The 16224-nt window shown below is 68.5% G+C and carries 18 protein-coding genes; 7 read left to right on the top strand and 11 right to left on the bottom strand.

Annotated features, from left to right (window positions below):
• Positions 1-4 precede the first annotated feature (4 nt).
• The 3 genes from ABS78_RS02870 to ABS78_RS02860 are packed head-to-tail and all read right to left on the bottom strand — an operon-like array spanning position 5 to position 2575.
• Complete coding sequence (locus tag ABS78_RS02870) at positions 5-154, bottom strand: hypothetical protein (protein ID WP_293374690.1); 150 nt, start codon at positions 152-154, stop codon at positions 5-7.
• Positions 138-1163, bottom strand: coding sequence for a cytochrome d ubiquinol oxidase subunit II (cydB, locus tag ABS78_RS02865; protein ID WP_293374688.1), 1026 nt, complete (start codon positions 1161-1163; stop codon positions 138-140). Before cydB ends, ABS78_RS02870 begins: the two co-directional genes overlap by 17 nt.
• The gene (locus ABS78_RS02860; protein ID WP_293374686.1) at positions 1160-2575 is read right to left on the bottom strand and encodes a cytochrome ubiquinol oxidase subunit I; all 1416 of its coding nucleotides are present in this window, start codon (positions 2573-2575) and stop codon (positions 1160-1162) included. Before ABS78_RS02860 ends, cydB begins: the two co-directional genes overlap by 4 nt.
• A gap of 171 nt (positions 2576-2746) precedes the next feature.
• Here ABS78_RS02860 and ABS78_RS02855 point away from each other — a divergent pair, with 171 nt between their 5' ends.
• The 4 genes from ABS78_RS02855 to ABS78_RS02840 all read left to right on the top strand — a co-directional run bounded on the left by ABS78_RS02855 (position 2747) and on the right by ABS78_RS02840 (position 5734).
• Complete coding sequence (locus ABS78_RS02855) at positions 2747-2932, top strand: (2Fe-2S)-binding protein (RefSeq protein WP_293374684.1); 186 nt, start codon at positions 2747-2749, stop codon at positions 2930-2932.
• Positions 2933-3086: 154 nt separating this feature from the next.
• The gene (gene bfr, locus ABS78_RS02850) at positions 3087-3569 is read left to right on the top strand and encodes a bacterioferritin (protein WP_293374682.1); all 483 of its coding nucleotides are present in this window, start codon (positions 3087-3089) and stop codon (positions 3567-3569) included.
• Between the two features lie 93 nt (positions 3570-3662).
• On the top strand, positions 3663-5315 hold the full coding sequence (locus tag ABS78_RS02845; protein WP_293374680.1) for an MFS transporter: 1653 nt from the start codon (positions 3663-3665) through the stop codon (positions 5313-5315).
• A gap of 38 nt (positions 5316-5353) precedes the next feature.
• Positions 5354-5734: a nuclear transport factor 2 family protein gene (locus ABS78_RS02840; RefSeq protein WP_293374678.1), complete on the top strand. Its 381-nt coding sequence runs from the start codon at positions 5354-5356 to the stop codon at positions 5732-5734.
• Here the strand turns inward: ABS78_RS02840 and ABS78_RS02835 are convergent, their stop codons facing one another.
• Positions 5735-6142, bottom strand: coding sequence for a hypothetical protein (locus tag ABS78_RS02835; protein WP_293374676.1), 408 nt, complete (start codon positions 6140-6142; stop codon positions 5735-5737).
• Between the two features lies 1 nt (position 6143).
• The gene (locus tag ABS78_RS02830) at positions 6144-6956 is read right to left on the bottom strand and encodes a TIGR02587 family membrane protein (protein WP_293374675.1); all 813 of its coding nucleotides are present in this window, start codon (positions 6954-6956) and stop codon (positions 6144-6146) included.
• 222 nt (positions 6957-7178) lie between these two features.
• On the opposite strand from ABS78_RS02830, the gene ABS78_RS02825 reads away from it, so the two are divergent.
• Entirely contained in the window at positions 7179-7625 is a 447-nt protein-coding gene (locus ABS78_RS02825; RefSeq protein WP_293374673.1) for a hypothetical protein, read from the top strand.
• Positions 7626-7628: 3 nt separating this feature from the next.
• A complete protein-coding gene (locus ABS78_RS02820; protein WP_293374671.1) occupies positions 7629-8537 on the top strand; it encodes a hypothetical protein in 909 nt (302 codons plus the stop codon).
• A 33-nt stretch (positions 8538-8570) separates the two neighbouring features.
• On the opposite strand, the gene fba is transcribed toward ABS78_RS02820, so the two are convergent.
• The 5 genes from fba to mutL form a co-directional block, all read right to left on the bottom strand.
• Entirely contained in the window at positions 8571-9656 is a 1086-nt protein-coding gene (gene fba, locus ABS78_RS02815; RefSeq protein ID WP_293374669.1) for a class II fructose-bisphosphate aldolase, read from the bottom strand.
• Positions 9657-9673: 17 nt separating this feature from the next.
• Complete coding sequence (locus tag ABS78_RS02810; RefSeq protein WP_293374667.1) at positions 9674-10864, bottom strand: phosphoglycerate kinase; 1191 nt, start codon at positions 10862-10864, stop codon at positions 9674-9676.
• Positions 10865-10885: 21 nt separating this feature from the next.
• Positions 10886-11209: a hypothetical protein gene (locus ABS78_RS02805; protein WP_293374665.1), complete on the bottom strand. Its 324-nt coding sequence runs from the start codon at positions 11207-11209 to the stop codon at positions 10886-10888.
• Entirely contained in the window at positions 11209-12219 is a 1011-nt protein-coding gene (gene gap / locus ABS78_RS02800; protein WP_293374663.1) for a type I glyceraldehyde-3-phosphate dehydrogenase, read from the bottom strand. Before gap ends, ABS78_RS02805 begins: the two co-directional genes overlap by 1 nt.
• 155 nt (positions 12220-12374) lie before the next feature.
• Complete coding sequence (mutL, locus tag ABS78_RS02795; RefSeq protein WP_293374661.1) at positions 12375-14234, bottom strand: DNA mismatch repair endonuclease MutL; 1860 nt, start codon at positions 14232-14234, stop codon at positions 12375-12377.
• 63 nt (positions 14235-14297) lie between these two features.
• Between mutL and ABS78_RS02790 the strand changes: the two genes are divergently transcribed.
• A complete protein-coding gene (locus tag ABS78_RS02790; protein ID WP_293374659.1) occupies positions 14298-15269 on the top strand; it encodes a TraB/GumN family protein in 972 nt (323 codons plus the stop codon).
• A gap of 40 nt (positions 15270-15309) precedes the next feature.
• Here the strand turns inward: ABS78_RS02790 and ABS78_RS02785 are convergent, their stop codons facing one another.
• Positions 15310-16086, bottom strand: coding sequence for an SDR family oxidoreductase (locus ABS78_RS02785; RefSeq protein ID WP_293374657.1), 777 nt, complete (start codon positions 16084-16086; stop codon positions 15310-15312).
• Positions 16087-16224: the final 138 nt, after the last annotated feature.

The following is a 16224-nucleotide window of genomic DNA, read 5'->3' as shown; positions in this document are numbered from 1 at the left end:
TTCCCTACGGCATCAGCAGGGATCGCAGCCCATAGGCCACGGCGGCGGTCGCCGACGTCCCCGCCACGGCCAGGCCCACGAACCACGCCAGCCGCCGCCAGAGCGGCGAAGGCGCGGCCCCGGCCTCGGGCGGCGGCTCAATGATACGACGCACCGGCCGTCACCTTGCCACGGAAGAGCCAGTAGACCCAGATCGTGTAGCCCAGGATCACCGGCAGCAGGATTCCCACGCCCACGAGCATGAGGCCCAGCGCGTTGTCGGCGTTGGCCGCCTGGCGGAAGGTCATGTCGTAGGGGACGATGTGCGGGAAGAAGCCGACGGCGAGCCCGACGAAGCCCGAGAGGAAGACCACATAGGCGCCCAGGAGCGGCGTGGCGTGATGGCCGCGGCGCAGGCCGAAGATCGCCAGCGCCAGTCCCAGGAGGCCCACGAGGGGGATGGGCAGCAGCGGCAGCAGGGTGGCCAGCTCCAGCGCGCCGTCCCCGAAACCCCAGCGCGCCGCGACGCGGGGGTGGACGAAGAGGGTGGCGAGGCTGACCAGCGCCAGCAGCGCCGCCACCGCGCCGGTGGCCATCCAGCTCCAGCGGCGGGCCCGGGCCTGCAGCTCGCCTTCGGTCCGCCAGACCAGCCACGCCGCGCCCAGCAGCGCATAGCCCGCCGTCAGCCCCACCGCGACCAGCAGGCTGTAGGGCGTAAGCCAGTCGAAGGGCCCGCCGCCGAAGGCCAGATCGTTCAGTTTCACGCCCTGGATGAAGCCGCCCAGAACGAGTCCCTGGGCCAGGGTCGCGACCAGCGAGCCGCCGGCGAAAGCGGCGGTCCAGAACGCCTTTCCGCGCACCCGCCCGTGGTGGCGGAACTCGAACGCCACCCCGCGCAGGATCAACGCCAGCAGCATCAGGATGATCGGCAGGTACAGCGCGGGCATGAGGGTGGCGTAGGCGAAGGGAAAGGCCGCGAAGAGGCCGCCGCCGCCCAAGACCAGCCACGTCTCGTTGCCGTCCCAAACGGGCGCGATGGTCTCCATCATCACATCGCGCTCCTGGGGCGAAGCCGCGAAGGGGAACAGGATGCCGATGCCCAGGTCGAAACCGTCGAGCAGGACATAGAGCAGGACGGCCGTGGCGATCACGACCGCCCAGATAAGGGGCAGGTCCAGGGTCATGGGCGGTGCTCCGGCGGGGCGGCGGCGAGCGCGTTGCCCGGCGGCTGGCCATCGGAGACGGGCGCGTCCTCCTCCTCGCCTTGCGGGCCCTGGGCGATGAGCCGCAGGATGTAGAGCATGCCGGCTACGAAGATCACCGCGTAGACGACCATGAAAGCCAGCAACGAGGCCGAGACCTGGCCGGCGCCAATGGGCGAGACGGCGTCGGCGGTGCGCAGGAAGCCGTAGACCACATAGGGCTGGCGACCCACCTCGGCGACGATCCAGCCCGCGATCACCGCCACGAAGCCCGCGGGCCCCATCGCGACGGCGCTCCAGAGGAAGGCGCGGCTCCGCTCGGGGCCCTCGCGCCCGCCTCGCCCCAGTGCGTCCCGCAACGTCAGCCACGCGCCCCAGGCGCCCAGCGCGATCATCAGCATCCCGAGGCCCACCATGACGCGGAACGCCCAGAAGACGATGGCGGCCGGCGGTCGATCCTCGGGCGCGAAATCTTTCAGGCCCTGGACCTCGGCTTCGACGCTCCCGGCGGTGATCCAACTCCCCACCTTGGGAATCGAAAGTTCGAAGCGATTGCCCTCGATGGCGCGATCGGGCCACGCGACGATATGGAACGGCTGTTCCGTACGTGTCTCCCAGAAGCCCTCTATGGCGGCCAGCTTGGCCGGCTGAAGACGCTGCACGTCCTTGCCCGACAGGTCCCCCACCACGAGCTGTAGCGGCGCCACCACGGCGAACATGCCGATGGCCATGCGCAGCGCGATGGACGACTCCGGTGACGGCCCCGAGCGGAGGATGCGCCACGCCGACGCCGCCCCCACCACCAGCGAGGTGGTCAGGTAGGCCGCCAGCGCCATGTGGGCGAAGCGCTCGGGGAACGTCGGAGAGAACACCACCTGCCACCAGTCCACGGCGCGCAGCGAGCCGTCGGCCAGCACCTCGTGGCCTGTGGGATGCTGCATCCAACTGTTGGCCGAGATGATCCAGAAGGCGGATATCAGGGTGCCCACGGCCACAAGCACCGTGGAGGCGAAGTGGAGTCCGGGCCCCACCTTTCGCCATCCGAACAGCATCACGCCGAGAAACGACGCCTCCAGGAAGAAGGCCGTCAGCACCTCGAAGGCCAGAAGGGGGCCGATGACCGGCGCGGTCACGGCGGCGAAGACGCTCCAGTTCGTCCCGAGCTGGTAGCTGAGCACCACGCCCGAGACGACGCCCATGCCGAACGAGATCGCGAAGACCTTCACCCAGAAGAGGTACAGTGTCTTGAACGCTTCCTTCCGGGTCAGCAGCCACAGGCCCTCCAGCACAGCCAGGAAGCTGGCGAGCCCGATGGTGAAGCTGGGAAAGATGATGTGGAACGCGACCGTGAAGGCGAACTGAAGTCGCGAGAGCAGGAGCGCGTCCAGGTCCATGACCGTCCCTCGAGCGTCGTGGCCGGCCGACGCGCCGCCACCATTCCTTATAGCGGGTGGTCGCGACCGGTTTAAGCGCAGGTTGCGACAATTCATCGAATGCGAATGACTTGCAAAGGCGTTCGCAGGGCGCTATCGAAAGAGGGTCCGATCAGGAGTTTTCCGCGCCCAATGTACGTCTGCAACTGCAATGGCATTCGGGAACGTGACGTCCGCGCGGCCATCGCCGCGGGGGCCAGCCGGCCGGCGCAGATCTTCAAGGCCTGCGATTCCGCCGCCCAGTGCGCGCGCTGCGTCTGCGACATGCGCCGGATGCTGGACGAGGATCGCGAAGCGCTTCGCTACGCCGCCGAATAGGGGCGTTTTTCACCCCGTTGCGGGCGAGCGCAAATCATTCTCAGACGATTTTGTGGGTTTCTGAGCAACCGCAAATCACTCGCACAGATTGTCTTTGACATCGTGCAGACACAGACGCCATTCGAACCTTCAGTGATTTGACGGAGGGCCGAACGTGCAAGGCGACAAGGCGATCATCAAGCTCTTGAACGCGGTGCTCACCAACGAGCTGACAGCGGTCAACCAGTATTTCCTGCATGCGAGGATGTACGACAACTGGGGCTTCAAGCGCCTCGGCAAGATCACCTATGACGAGTCGATCGGCGAAATGAAGCACGCCGACAAGCTCATCAACCGGATCCTTTTCCTCGACGGCCTGCCCAACCTCCAGGACCTGCACAAGCTGAAGATCGGCGAGACCGTGCCGGAATGCCTGGCCGCGGACCTCTCGGTCGAAGTGGGCGGCCGCCAGACGCTCATCGACGGCATCAAGCTGTGCGAGACCTCGGCCGACTACGTCACCCGCCAGATCTTCCGCGAGATCCTGACCGACACAGAGGAACACATCGACTTTCTCGAAACCCAGCTCAGCCTCGTGAAGAGCCTGGGCGAGCCGAACTACCTCCAGAGCGCCATGGGCGAGCTCCCGGACAGCTAGCCGCGATGTCCTTCTCCTCTCGCGGCAGAAGGACATCGTGACGAACCCGGCGATTTGGCTCTACCGTTCCTCCCGCGAAAAGGGGAGGGACGTATGGCGGCGCCGGCCGAGGCGAAGTCGAAGACCGGCGGGAAGGCCGGCGTGGTGACCGGCGCGTCGGTCGGCACCATCTTCGAGTGGTACGACTTCTATCTCTACGGCTCGCTCGCCAGCTTCATCACCGCCCACTTCTTCTCGGGCGTGAACGAGGTTACCGGCTACATCTTCGCGCTGCTGGCCTTCGCCGCCGGCTTCGCGGTGCGGCCGTTCGGGGCCATCGTGTTCGGCCGGCTGGGCGATCTCTGGGGCCGCAAGAACACCTTCCTCGTCACCATGCTGCTGATGGGCCTCTCGACCTTCGTCGTGGGCCTTTTGCCCAGCTACGAGGCCATCGGCGTCGCCGCGCCGATCCTGCTCATCGTGCTACGGCTGATCCAGGGCCTGGCCCTGGGCGGGGAGTACGGCGGCGCCGCCACCTATGTGGCCGAGCATGCGCCCCCCGGACGGCGTGGTCTCTACACCAGCTGGATCCAGACCACGGCGACCGCGGGCCTGTTCCTCAGCCTGATCGTCATCCTGCTGGTCCGCACCCAGATCGGAGAGGAGGCGTTCCGCGCCTGGGGCTGGCGCATCCCGTTCCTGGTCTCGATCCTGCTGCTCGGCGTCTCGCTGTGGATCCGGCTGCGGCTCAACGAGAGCCCGGTGTTCCAGAAGATGGCCAGCGAGGGCAGGACGTCCAAGCGACCGCTCGCCGAGAGCTTCGGCCAGTTGGGAAACCTCAAGCTCGTGATCCTGGCGCTGCTGGGCCTCACCGCCGGGCAGGCGGTGGTCTGGTACACGGGCCAGTTCTACGCCCTGTTCTTTCTGGAGAAGATGCTGAAGGTGGACGGGGCGCTCACCAACATCCTGGTGGCCATCGCCCTGGCGCTGGGCACGCCGTTCTTCATCGTGTTCGGCTGGCTGTCGGACAAGGTGGGCCGAAAGCCGATCATCCTGGTGGGGTGCCTCCTGGCCGCCTTCACCTATTTCCCGATCTTCAAGGCGCTGACCGCAGCGGCCAATCCCCAGCTCGCGGCGGCCACCGCCGCGGCGCCGGTGACGGTGACGGCCGATCCCGCTCGCTGCGCGCTCCAGTTCGACCCGGTGGGGCGGACGGCCTTCACCAGCTCCTGCGACATCGCCAAGTCGGCGCTGGCCGGATCGGGCGTGAGCTATGACAACGTCGCCGCCCCCGCCGGCGCGCTCGCGGTCGTTCGGGTCGGCCAGGTCGAACTGGCCAGCTTCGAGGGCGCGGGCCTGCCCAAGGCCGAATTCGACGCCCGGAAAGCCGCCTGGGTCCAGGATCTCGGCACGGTGCTCGCCGCCGCCGGCTATCCGCCCAAGGCCGACCCGGCGCTGATGAACAAGCCGCTGGTGGTGGGCCTGCTGTGGCTGCTGGTGCTCTACGTCACCATGGTCTACGGGCCGATCGCCGCGGCGCTGGTGGAGATGTTCCCGGCGCGGATCCGCTACACCTCGATGTCGCTGCCCTACCATCTCGGCAACGGCTGGTTGGGCGGCTTCCTGCCCACCACCGCCTTCGCCATGGTGGCGGCCACGGGCAACATCTACTACGGCCTCTGGTACCCCATCGTGGTGGCGGCCGGGACCGCGGTGGTGGGCTTCCTGTTCATCAAGGAGATGCGCGGGAATCCCATCGACGCCTGACACCGCCCCGCGACGAAGACCGAACGCTGGAGACCCGCATGGACCCGATCGCCCGCTGGCACGAGGTGGTGAAGACCAGGGACGTCGCCGTCATGGCCGCCCTGATCGCCGACGACGCCACGTTCGAGAGCCCGGTCGTGCATACGCCGCAAGTGGGCAAGGCGATCACGGTCAAGTACCTGGCCGGGGCGTTGCAGGTGCTGAACAACGAAACCTTCCGCTACCTGGGCGAATGGCGCGCCGAGCGCTCGGCGGTTCTGGAGTTCGCCTGCGAGATCGACGGGATCACGGTGAACGGCGTCGATCTGATCTGGTGGAACGAGGCCGGACAGATCACCCGCTTCAAGGTGATGATCCGGCCCCTGAAGGCCATCAACCTGCTGCACCGCCGGATGGGCGAGCTGCTCGCCAAGGCCTGATCAGGGCGCCGCGAAGCCCTCGATCTCCACCGAGATGCGCCCGGCGGCGGGATCGCTCCGGAAGATCACGCCCCCGCGCGCCTCGCCGCGGCCGGGCACGTAGGCGAAGCGCGCACGGCGGGTCTCGGACGGGCGCCCGCCTACATTCAGGCGCGCGATCACCTCGACATTAGCGGCCGTGGCGAAACTGGCGTTGCGGACGACGATGGGCGTGACGAACCCCGACCGGCCGGGCGTCGCCGCCTCGGCGCTGGCCGAGAGATCAGGTGGCGCGCGAGGATCGCTTACACCCTCCCAGGCCGAATAACCCAGGACACCGAGGGTCAGGAGAGCACCGATCGCGGCGGCGATCCATTCGAGGACGGGCGTATCGGGCGCGGCGGGTGGCGAGGGCTTCCGGCGGGCCATGTCAGACCACCAGCCGGGCGATCGCCGCGCCGATCGCCGCCGGGAAACCCAGGACCACGACGGCGCGCACGGCCTCCGACAATCCGCCGTCCAGGCGCCCGAAGGTCCACAGCACGTACAGGCTGACCAGCAGGGCCAGGCCATAGCCGGCGAGGGTGAAATGGGCGAAGGCCCTGAGATGGCTCTCCGAGTCGTGCTGACCTGCGAAACCCACCGTGAACACCAGGACGTGCAGCGCTGCGAGCGAGGCCAGCACCAGGACGATGGCGTGCCAGGCGCTCATGCGGAAGCCGATCAACAGCATCTCCTCGGTGGGGGCCACATTGAACGCCAGGAACAGCGCCCCGGCTCCCATCAGGAAGAGCTGACCGGGATAGCCAGCGTGATCCTCGTCGTCGCGCCGGGGCCGGTCGCGCTGGAGCTGCCTGTTGGCCAGCATGGCGCCCATGCTGGCCGGCGCGGCCTGGACCGCGATCATACCGACGGCTTCGCGCCAGGCCGTCTCCGGATCGAGGAGACCGAACATGCAGAGAAGCGCCGCCGCGACGACGAACCCGACCAGCAAGGCCGCCGCGGTGTCGAGCAGGTCGTCCAGCGGCGAGGTCACCTCCCGGAACCCGGCGAAACGGCTCAGTCCATAGACCACCGAGGCCGTGACTAGGACGAACAGAGCGAGCCGCCAGCGCCCCATGTGCGCGCCGAACGCCCACATCTCCATGGTCATCAGCAGCGGGAATCCGAAGAGCAGCGCTCCGCCTGCCGCCCGCGCCAGACCTCGGAGGTAGTTCTCTTCCTTTCGAACGCGCCTCGCCATGGTGACGCTAACGCGTGATCGGCCGGTTGGGTCCTGGTCCTTAAAGTTGTTTAATTTTTCAATACAACCTCAATTGACTCCCAATCGAATCTCAGAGATCGTCGTTACGGGAAATGGGGGCGGATTATGGGAACAACGCGATCTGTTTGGCTTGCGGCGGGCATCGGGATCTTTCTCGGAGGATGCGCCTACACCACCGCGACGCCTGTTGAAGTGGGCGACATGACCACCAAGGGCTTCAGGGTCTTCGCGCCGAAGACCTATCTGGTGGCGACAGGCTCGGGTGTTTCGACCGTGGTCATTCCGGACTGTTCAAAGCCCTTCGCCGTCCAGTTCGGCACCTTCCTCGCCAAGAACGAGGTCACGCTGAAGATGACCAACAGCATCCTGACCGAAGTCTCGGCCAAGGAGGACTCGACGGCCCTTCCGCTGGAGTTCCTGAAGTCGGTCACCGAAGCAGCGAAGGCGGGCAAGCAACTCGGGGACGGACTGAGCGACAAGGCGGCCGGCGGAAGCGACGAGTTCGCGATCTGGAGCGTCGACTGCAACGGCGCGGCCGCGCCCGCCCTGACGACGATCCGCAGCCAGAAGGCCCGGCCCGACTCCACGCCGCCGTCGATTCCGGAGGGTGATGCGGTGTCGATGCCCGGCGGCGCCGCGAGACGGTAGGCCGTGACGCCCGCCCGCCGACAGCTCCGGCAGGCGATACGCCGCAGCACGGCGACCCTCAGGCAACTTCCCAACGTCACACACGTCACGCTGGGTGAGAAGCTCGTCGGGGGTGTTCCATCGGGGCGGATCGCCGCCAAGGTCTATGTGGAGACGAAGACCAGCGTCCCGGCGGCTCAGAGGGTCCCGCAGGAGATCCCCATCCGGCAGGGGGACGGTCGCACGGTCGGAACACTCGTCACGGACGTCGTCCAGACCGACGGCGTTCCTGAAGGGTTTGGGGTCTGCTCGGGCGATGTCCTCCAGGCGTTCGACAACGATCTCGGGATCGCTGGCGTCTCCTTTTCCAAGGGCGGCGTCGGCTACGTGCTGACCAACGCCCATGTGGCGTGTGACGTCGCCGCCAACGGCGCGTCGGGCCGCATGAGATGGCGTGACGGCGGCCAGGTGCGTCCGCTGGGTCCGGTGATCTACTGGAGCCCTCTCAGGCAGGGCGTGGTGGCCACGGCCGACGCGGCGGTCATCCGGGTCGACGATCCGCGATCGGTCGAGCCTCTGATGATCCGGAACGTTTCGGCCGCCCTCGAGAAGATGGACGTCATCAGCCCGCGGCTGAACGACTACTGGTTCGTCGCCAACGGCGAACTGTTCCGATGTGTTGCGGCGGAACCCGCCGATGGCGACAACGAGGCCAACGTCGATGGAGTCCGAATCCACTACCGGGGCTTCTGGCAGCTGCGGCTGGTGCAGGGGCGGGCCAGGAAGGGCCTTTCGGGTTCGCTGCTCTGCCGCACTGTGGCGGGGCGGCCTCAGGCCTGCGGCCTCGTCTTCGGCGGCCTGATCCCCGACTACATATGGGCCTATCCCTTCCGCCCCCTCTACGAGCGGATCTATGCGAGTCTGCCGGGATAGGTCCGGCGGCGCAGCCGCCGGAGCCCGCAGCCGCTACTCGGCGGCCACCTGGGTGATGCCGATCTTGGGGGCCAGTTCGCCCGCGGCGTAGCGCTTGGCCATGGCCGAGAGCGGAACCGGCGTGATCTTGCCGGCATGGCCCGCCGTGCCGAACTCCTCGAACCGCTGGATGCAGACCTTGCGCATGGCTTCCTTGGCGGGCTTCAGGTAGCTGCGCGGGTCGAACTCGCCCGGCTTCTCGACGAAGACCTTCCGGATCGCGGCGGTGATGGCCATGCGGTTGTCGGTGTCGATGTTGATCTTGCGGACGCCGTGCTTGATGCCGCGCTGGATCTCCTCCACCGGCACGCCCCAGGTCTGGGGCATCTCGCCGCCGTACTTGTTGATCAGGTCCTGCAGGTCCTGCGGCACCGAGGAGCTTCCGTGCATCACCAGGTGGGTGTTGGGCAGGCGGCGGTGGATCTCCTCGATCACGTTCATGGCCAGGACGTCGCCGTCGGGCTGGCGGGTGAACTTGTAGGCGCCGTGGCTGGTGCCCATGGCGATGGCCAGCGCGTCGACCTCGGTGGCCTTGACGAAGTCCACGGCCTGGTCGGGATCGGTCAGGAGCTGGTCATGGCCCAGCTTGCCCTCGAAGCCGTGGCCGTCCTCCTTCTCGCCCATGCCGGTCTCGAGGCTGCCCAGCACGCCGAGCTCGCCCTCGACCGAGGCGCCGACCCAGTGGGCCATGTTCACGACGTTGCGCGTGACCTCGACGTTGTAGTCGTAGTCGGCAGGCGTCTTGCCGTCGGCCTTCAGCGAGCCGTCCATCATCACCGAGGTGAAGCCGTACTGGATCGCGGTGGCGCAGGTGGCCTCGTTGTTCCCGTGGTCCTGGTGCATGCAGATCGGGATCGCCGGATACATCTCGGCCATCGCGTCGATCAGGTGCTTCAGCACGATGTCGTTGGCGTAGGACCGCGCGCCGCGCGACGCCTGCATGATCACGGGCGAATCGGTGGCCTCTGCGGCCTCCATGATCGCCAGCGCCTGTTCCATGTTGTTGATGTTGAACGCGGGCACGCCGTAACCGTGCTCGGCCGCGTGGTCGAGGAGTTGTCGCAGCGTAATCCGGGCCATGTCGATCTACCTGTCTTCTATCGGGTCAGAGCGGCCACGCCGGGCAGCTCCTTTCCCTCCATCCATTCAAGAAACGCGCCGCCTGCGGTCGACACGAAGGTGAAATCGCCGGTCACCCCGGCGAGGTTGAGGGCCGCCACGGTATCACCCCCGCCGGCGACCGCCACCAGCTTCCCCGATCGGGCCAGTTCGGCGGCGTGCTTCGCGGCCGTAACGGTGCCCTTGTCGAAGGGTTGCATCTCGAACACCCCCAGGGGGCCGTTCCAGATCAGCGTCCGGGAGTTGCTCATGGCCCGGCACAGCCGCTCGACCGTCTCGGGACCCGCATCCAGGATGCGCTCGTCGTCGTCGATCGAGCCCGCGTCGCGCACCCGCGCCGGCGCGCCGGGCGCCATCTTCTCGGCCACAACCACGTCCAGGGGGAGGAAGAGCTTGCAGTTGTTCTGGCCGGCGAGGCGGATGATGTCGCGCGCCGTGTCGGCGAGGTCCTTCTCGCAGTACGACGCACCCACGTCGTGGCCCTGGGCGTAGAGGAAGGTGTTGGCCATGCCGCCGCCGATGGCCAGTTTGTCCAGCTTGGTTACGAGGTTGCGCAGCAGGTCCAGCTTGGTGGAGACCTTCGAGCCGCCGACGATGCCCAGCACCGGCCGCTGGGGGTTTCCCAGCGCCGAGTCCAGGGCCTCCAGCTCCAGCCGCATCTGCTCGCCGGCATAGGCCTGCAGGCGCCGGGCCAGGGCCTCGGTCGAGGCGTGCGCGCGGTGGGCCGCCGAGAAGGCGTCGTTGACATAGAGGTCGCCGTTCGCCGCCAGGGCGTCGGCGAAGGCGCGGTCGTTGGCCTCCTCGCCGGCGTGGAAGCGCACGTTCTCCAGCAGCAGCACATCCCCGGGCTGCATCGCGTTCACCGCCTCGCGCGCTTTGGGGCCGATGCAGTCTTCGGCGAAGGCCACCGGAACGCCCAGCACCCGGGCCAGCGGCTCCACCACCGGCTTCAGGCTCATCTCGGGTACGCGCTTGCCCTTGGGCCGATCGAAGTGGGCCAGCAGGATCGTCTTCGCCCCGCCCTTGCGCAGTTTCTCGATGGTGGGCAGCGCGGCCCTCAGGCGCGTGTCGTCGCTGACGGCGCCGTCCTGCATGGGAACGTTGAAATCCACGCGCACGAGCGCGCGTTTCCCGGAGAGATCCGCCTGATCCAGCGTGCGAAAGCCCATGCTTGCCTCATTCAATCCAAGCTAGTTCAGCCAGTCCGGCGCCGCGACGAACCCCAGGCCGAACAGGCCGCTGGCCGACATCAGCATCCCCAGCTCCGCGATCCCCAGCCAGCCCGCGGGCGCCGGCCGGCCGGCCACGACGCGGCGTCCCACCAGGACCATCCGGACCGCCCAGACGGGCGCCCACGCCAGGACGATGAGCAGCAGCGTCGTCTCGGTCGCATCGACCCAGAAGGCCCCGCCCTTGCGAAAGCTCTTCCAGATCATCGACGTCAGGAAGCCCGCCGGCAGGCTCGTCAGGAAGACCAGAAGGGACGCCAGGCCCCCGAGAGGGCCGGCGCGCATCAGATCAGCTTGCCCATGGCGACGGCGGTGTCGCTCATGCGGGTGGAGAAGCCCCACTCGTTGTCGTACCAGCTCAGGACGCGGCAGAGGCCGCCGTCCACGATCTGCGTCTGGGGCAGGGCCACCGTCGACGAGGCGGGGTTGTGGTTGAAGTCGGTGGAGACCAGCGGGTCCTTGGTGACCGCCAGCACGCCCTTCAGCGCGCCGTTGGCGGCCGCTTCCAGCGCGGCGTTGATGTCGGCCACCGTGGTCGAGCGGGTGGGCACGAACTTCAGATCGACGACCGAGACGTTGGGGGTCGGCACCCGGATCGAACTGCCGTCCAGCTTTCCGGCCAGCGCCGGGATCACCAGGCCCAGGGCCTTGGCGGCGCCGGTGGAGGTCGGGATCATGGACATGGCCGCGGCGCGGGCGCGGTACAGGTCCTTGTGCATCGTATCCAGGGTCGGCTGGTCGCCGGTGTAGGAGTGGATCGTGGTCATGTACCCGCGCTCGATGCCGCAGAGGTCCTGCAGCACATGGGCGACGGGCGCCAGGCAGTTGGTGGTGCACGACGCGTTCGAGATGATCACGTCGTCCTTGGTCAGGCTCGCGTGGTTCACGCCGTAGACGATGGTCTTGTCCACGTTGTCGCCGGGAGCCGAGATGATCACCCGCTTGGCGCCGGCGTCCAGGTGCGCCTGGGCCTTCTCCTTCGAGGTGAAGATGCCGGTGCACTCCAGCGCGATGTCCACGCCCAGGTCCTTGTGCGGCAGGTCCTTGGGATCGCGGATGGCGGTCACCTTGATGCGGCCGTGGCCCGCCACCTCGATGAAGTCGCCGTCCACCTTCACCTCGGCCGGGAAGCGGCCGTGCACGCTGTCGTAGCGCAGCAGGTGGGCGTTGGTCTCCACCGGGCCCAGGTCGTTGATCGCGACCACCTCGATGTCCTTGCGTCCGTGTTCGACGATCGAGCGCAGGACCAGACGGCCGATGCGACCGAAACCGTTGATGGCGACGCGGACAGCCATGAGGCGGAACTCCTTCGAATTTTCTCGTGTGGCGGGCGTTCTTCCGGGGGAGACCGCGCGAGTCAACCCCTCACCCCGTCCCGACGAGCCGCTCGCCGCGCGCACCATCCGTTGCGTCAGGCCCTTGCGTCAGGGCCGAGCTTGCGCGCGGACGCTCAGCGGCGTCCGAACAGCCGCTCGATGTCCGCCAGCTTGAGTTCGACGTAGGTGGGGCGGCCGTGGTTGCACTGGCCCGAATGGGGCGTGGCCTCCATCTGGCGCAGCAGGGCGTTCATCTCGGGCGCGGTCAGGCGGCGGCCGGCGCGCACCGAGCCGTGGCAGGCCATCGTCCCGCAGACATCCTCCAGGCGCTCCTTGAGCGCGAGCGCCGCGCCGTTCTCGGTCAGGTCGTCGGCGATGTCGCGGACCAGCCCGGCCGCATCCGTCTCTCCGAGCAGGGCCGGAACCTCGCGCACCAGGACCGCGCCGGCGCCGAAAGCCTCGACCACCAGGCCCAGGGCGGCCAGTTCGTCGGCGCGGGCGACCACGCGCTCGGCCTCTGCGGGGTCCAGCTCGACCACCTCGGGCAGCAGCAGCGCCTGCCGGGCCACGCCGCCCTCGGCCATCTCGGCCTTCATCCGCTCATAGACCAGCCGCTCGTGGGCGGCGTGCTGATCCACGATCACCACGCCGTCGCGGGTCTGGGCGACGATGTAGGTTTCGTGGACTTGGGCCCGGGCGGCGCCCAGCGGAAAGTCCACCGGATCGAAGACGGGCGCGGCGGCCGGCTCCTCGGACAGGCCTGGCGCGTCCGGCGTCCATGCCGGTTCGGCCCGCGCCGAGACCTCGGACAGACCGGGGATCGCCTGGGCCACGGCCGCGGCCGCCGCGTTCGGCGTCCAGCCCCCCTGCGACCAGGCCGAGAAGCCGGCGCCCGAAGGCCGCGGCGAGGGAAACGGGGCCGATTGCGGCCGGAAGCCGCCCAGCGCCGCCTGGGCGACGGTGGTCGAAGCCCTGTGGCCGGCCGCGGCCAGGCTGTGGCGCAGGCCGCTGACGATCAGGCCGCGCACGAGGCCCGGATCGCGGAACCGAACCTCCGCCTTGGCCGGATGCACGTTCACGTCCACCAGCGAGGGGTCCAGCTCGACGTAGAGCGCCGCCACCGGATGCCGGTCGCGGGCCAGGAAATCGGCGTAGGCGCCGCGCAGCGCCCCCTGGAGCAGCCGGTCCCGCACCGGGCGGCCGTTGACGAACAGGTACTGGTGGGCCGCGTTGCCCCGGTTGTAGGTCGGCAGGCCCGCATAGCCGGAGAGGCGCACACCCTCGCGTTCGTGGTCGATGAGCAGGGCGTTGTCCGAGAAGTCGCGGCCGAGGATCGTGGCCAGGCGCGCCAGGCGGCCGGCGTCGCCCGCCGCCTCGGCCGGCAGGCGAAGGGTGCGGCGACCATCGATGTCCAGGGCGAAGCCCACCGCCTCGTGCGCCATGGCCTGGCGCTTGATCTCCTCGGTGATCGCCTGGGATTCCGAGCGCTCGGATTTCATGAACTTCAGCCGCGCGGGCGTGGCGTAGAAGAGATCGCGCACCTCCACCCGCGCCCCGTGCGGGCCGGGGAAGCCGGCGGGCGCCACCGCCCCCACCGCGCCGCCGTCCACGAAGATGGCGTGCGCGTCGGCCATCCCGCGCGACCGGCTGGCGATCGACAGCCGCGCCACCGAGCCGATGGACGGCAGCGCCTCGCCCCGGAACCCCAGGGTGGCGATGCGCAGCAGGTCGTAGTCGCCGTCCTCGCCGGGCGCCAGCTTGGAGGTGGCGTGACGCTCGACCGCCAGGGGCAGCTCGTCCGCCGTCAAACCGCCGCCGTCGTCGGCCACGAGGATGCGGGTGAGCCCACCGCCATCCACCTGCACCTGGATTTCCGAAGCGCCCGCGTCGAGCGCATTCTCGACCAGTTCCTTGACCGCGCTGGCCGGCCGCTCGACCACCTCGCCGGCGGCGATGCGGTTGATGAGTTCGGTCGGGAGGCGTCGGATCGGCATGGGCGTCTGGTTCTCCTACATAGTACGATTCCGAGGAGCCGCTTTCCCTGCGATGATCACACCGTGCTGAACCGTCTCGTCCTGATCGCCCTCGCCCCGGTCGCCGCGGCCCTGGCCGTGCTTGTTGCGCCCGCAGCGACCCAGACGCCGCAGGACCCGCTTCTCGACGACCCCGACGACACCCTTGTCGAGGAACTGGTGGTCCGCGGCCGACTGCCCGGCCCCGCCTGGTGGCGGGTGAGCGACGGCGACACCACGGTCTATGTCCTGGGCGTGCCGTCCCTGGCGCCCAAGCGGATGCAATGGGACCGGACGATCTTCGAGCGCCGGTTGGACGGCGCCAGCGTGGTGATCCTGCCGTTCGTGAACGTGCGGGCCAAGGCCGCAGGGTCGCTGGGCACGGCCGTCAACCTCGTGCGCCTGCGTTCTGGCGGGCCGTTCGAGGAGCGCCTGGACCCCGCCACCCGCACCCGCTTCGTCGCGGCGCGCACGCGCCTGGGTCACGATGCGCGGCACTACCCGACGAGCAATCCGCTGGCGGCGGGCGTCCAGCTCGCCATCGACTACCGGGACGGCCACGAACTGACCAACTCGGACCCGGCCAAGCTGGTCCGCCATCTGGCCCAGCAGCGGGGCGTGAAGGTGGTGGACAAGAGCTACGACCTGGGGCCGCAGCTCGGTGGCATCCTGCGCACGCCGGCGGCCACGGGGCGCCTCTGCTTCGACGAAGTGCTGGCGCAGGTCGAGGCCGGTCCGGGCGTGACCCGCGCCGCCGCCGTCGCCTGGGCCCAGGGTGACGTCCAGGGCGCGCTGGCCAACGAGCGCACCTACGAACGGTGCCTCGCCACCATCACCGGCGGCCGCAGCTACGACGAACGCACGAAGGCCGACACCGCCGCCGCCATCGCCGCCGCCCTGAAGCAGCCCGGCCACGCCATCGCGCTGGTGCCGCTTCGGCCCCTCCTGGCCCAGAATGGCGTCCTGGAACGCCTCCGCGGCCAGGGCTTCACCGTGAAGACGCCGGGCGAAGAATAAATAGGAGCCGCCCCGATCTCGAGGCGGCTCCGCGAGAGGATCAGACGCCCATCTGCGCCAGGGCCACGCCGCCGTCCACGGCGATGGTTTCGCCCACCACATAGTCGCCGGCGCGGCTCGCCAGGTAGATGGCGACACCCTGCATGTCCTCGTCGGTCCCGATGCGGCGCGAGGGGATGCGCTTGGCCACCTCGTCGCTCTGGTCGCGGGCCACGCGGTTCATGTCCGAGGCGAACGCTCCGGGCGCGATGGCGCTCATGACGATGTTGTCCTGGATCAGCCGCGCCGCCATTCGCCGGGTCAGATAGATCAGGCCCGACTTCGAGGCGTGGTAGCTGTAGGTCTCCTGGGGATTCAGGCGGATGCCGTCGATCGACGCGATGTTGATCACCTTCGCCGGCCGCTCATGCGTCCCGCTGGCCTTCAGGGTCTTGTGCAGCGCCTGGGTCAGGAAGAAGGGCGACTTCAGGTTCAGGTCCACGACCTTGTCCCAGCCGCTCTCGGGGAACTCTTCGAACGGCGCGCCCCAGGCGGCGCCGGCGTTGTTCAGCAGGACGTCCAGCTTGTCCTCGTGGCTGAGATAGCGCTCGGCCAGCATCTTGCAGCCCTCGACGGTGGAGATGTCCACCGGGATCGAGACGCATTGCGGGCCCAGTTCCTCGGCCGCGGCGTCGCAGGCCGCCGCCTTGCGGGCGGTGATGTAGACCTTGCGGCAGCCAGCTTCGAGGAAACCCTTCGCGATCATCTTGCCGATGCCGCGCGAACCGCCGGTGACCAGCGCCACCTTGCCGTCGAGCGAGAACAGATTGGACGCCATGTGACGCTTCCTTCCTTTGTCCGGTTTCCGGAGGCCGACAACACAGTCCCTGAGAGGGCGGTCCCTTGCAGGAATTGACTTGGCCTCGTCCGGCGGGGCCTATAACACGCGTTTGAATTTCACGACCGCCAGATTTTG

The sequence above is a fragment of the Phenylobacterium sp. SCN 70-31 genome (assembly GCF_001724605.1).
GTDB lineage: Bacteria > Pseudomonadota > Alphaproteobacteria > Caulobacterales > Caulobacteraceae > Phenylobacterium.
The sequence above is the reverse complement of the archived record's forward strand: the minus strand, read 5'-3'. Positions and strand labels throughout refer to the sequence as shown.

Coding starts and splice junctions, on each gene's coding strand:
- cydB (WP_293374688.1), bottom strand. CDS start 1,163: ATGACCCTGGACCTGCCCCTTATCTGGGCGGTCGTGATCGCCACGGCC.
- ABS78_RS02860 (WP_293374686.1), bottom strand. CDS start 2,575: ATGGACCTGGACGCGCTCCTGCTCTCGCGACTTCAGTTCGCCTTCACG.
- ABS78_RS02855 (WP_293374684.1), top strand. CDS start 2,747: ATGTACGTCTGCAACTGCAATGGCATTCGGGAACGTGACGTCCGCGCG.
- ABS78_RS02845 (WP_293374680.1), top strand. CDS start 3,663: ATGGCGGCGCCGGCCGAGGCGAAGTCGAAGACCGGCGGGAAGGCCGGC.
- ABS78_RS02840 (WP_293374678.1), top strand. CDS start 5,354: ATGGACCCGATCGCCCGCTGGCACGAGGTGGTGAAGACCAGGGACGTC.
- ABS78_RS02835 (WP_293374676.1), bottom strand. CDS start 6,142: ATGGCCCGCCGGAAGCCCTCGCCACCCGCCGCGCCCGATACGCCCGTC.
- ABS78_RS02830 (WP_293374675.1), bottom strand. CDS start 6,956: ATGGCGAGGCGCGTTCGAAAGGAAGAGAACTACCTCCGAGGTCTGGCG.
- ABS78_RS02825 (WP_293374673.1), top strand. CDS start 7,179: ATGACCACCAAGGGCTTCAGGGTCTTCGCGCCGAAGACCTATCTGGTG.
- fba (WP_293374669.1), bottom strand. CDS start 9,656: ATGGCCCGGATTACGCTGCGACAACTCCTCGACCACGCGGCCGAGCAC.
- ABS78_RS02810 (WP_293374667.1), bottom strand. CDS start 10,864: ATGGGCTTTCGCACGCTGGATCAGGCGGATCTCTCCGGGAAACGCGCG.
- ABS78_RS02805 (WP_293374665.1), bottom strand. CDS start 11,209: ATGCGCGCCGGCCCTCTCGGGGGCCTGGCGTCCCTTCTGGTCTTCCTG.
- gap (WP_293374663.1), bottom strand. CDS start 12,219: ATGGCTGTCCGCGTCGCCATCAACGGTTTCGGTCGCATCGGCCGTCTG.
- mutL (WP_293374661.1), bottom strand. CDS start 14,234: ATGCCGATCCGACGCCTCCCGACCGAACTCATCAACCGCATCGCCGCC.
- ABS78_RS02785 (WP_293374657.1), bottom strand. CDS start 16,086: ATGGCGTCCAATCTGTTCTCGCTCGACGGCAAGGTGGCGCTGGTCACC.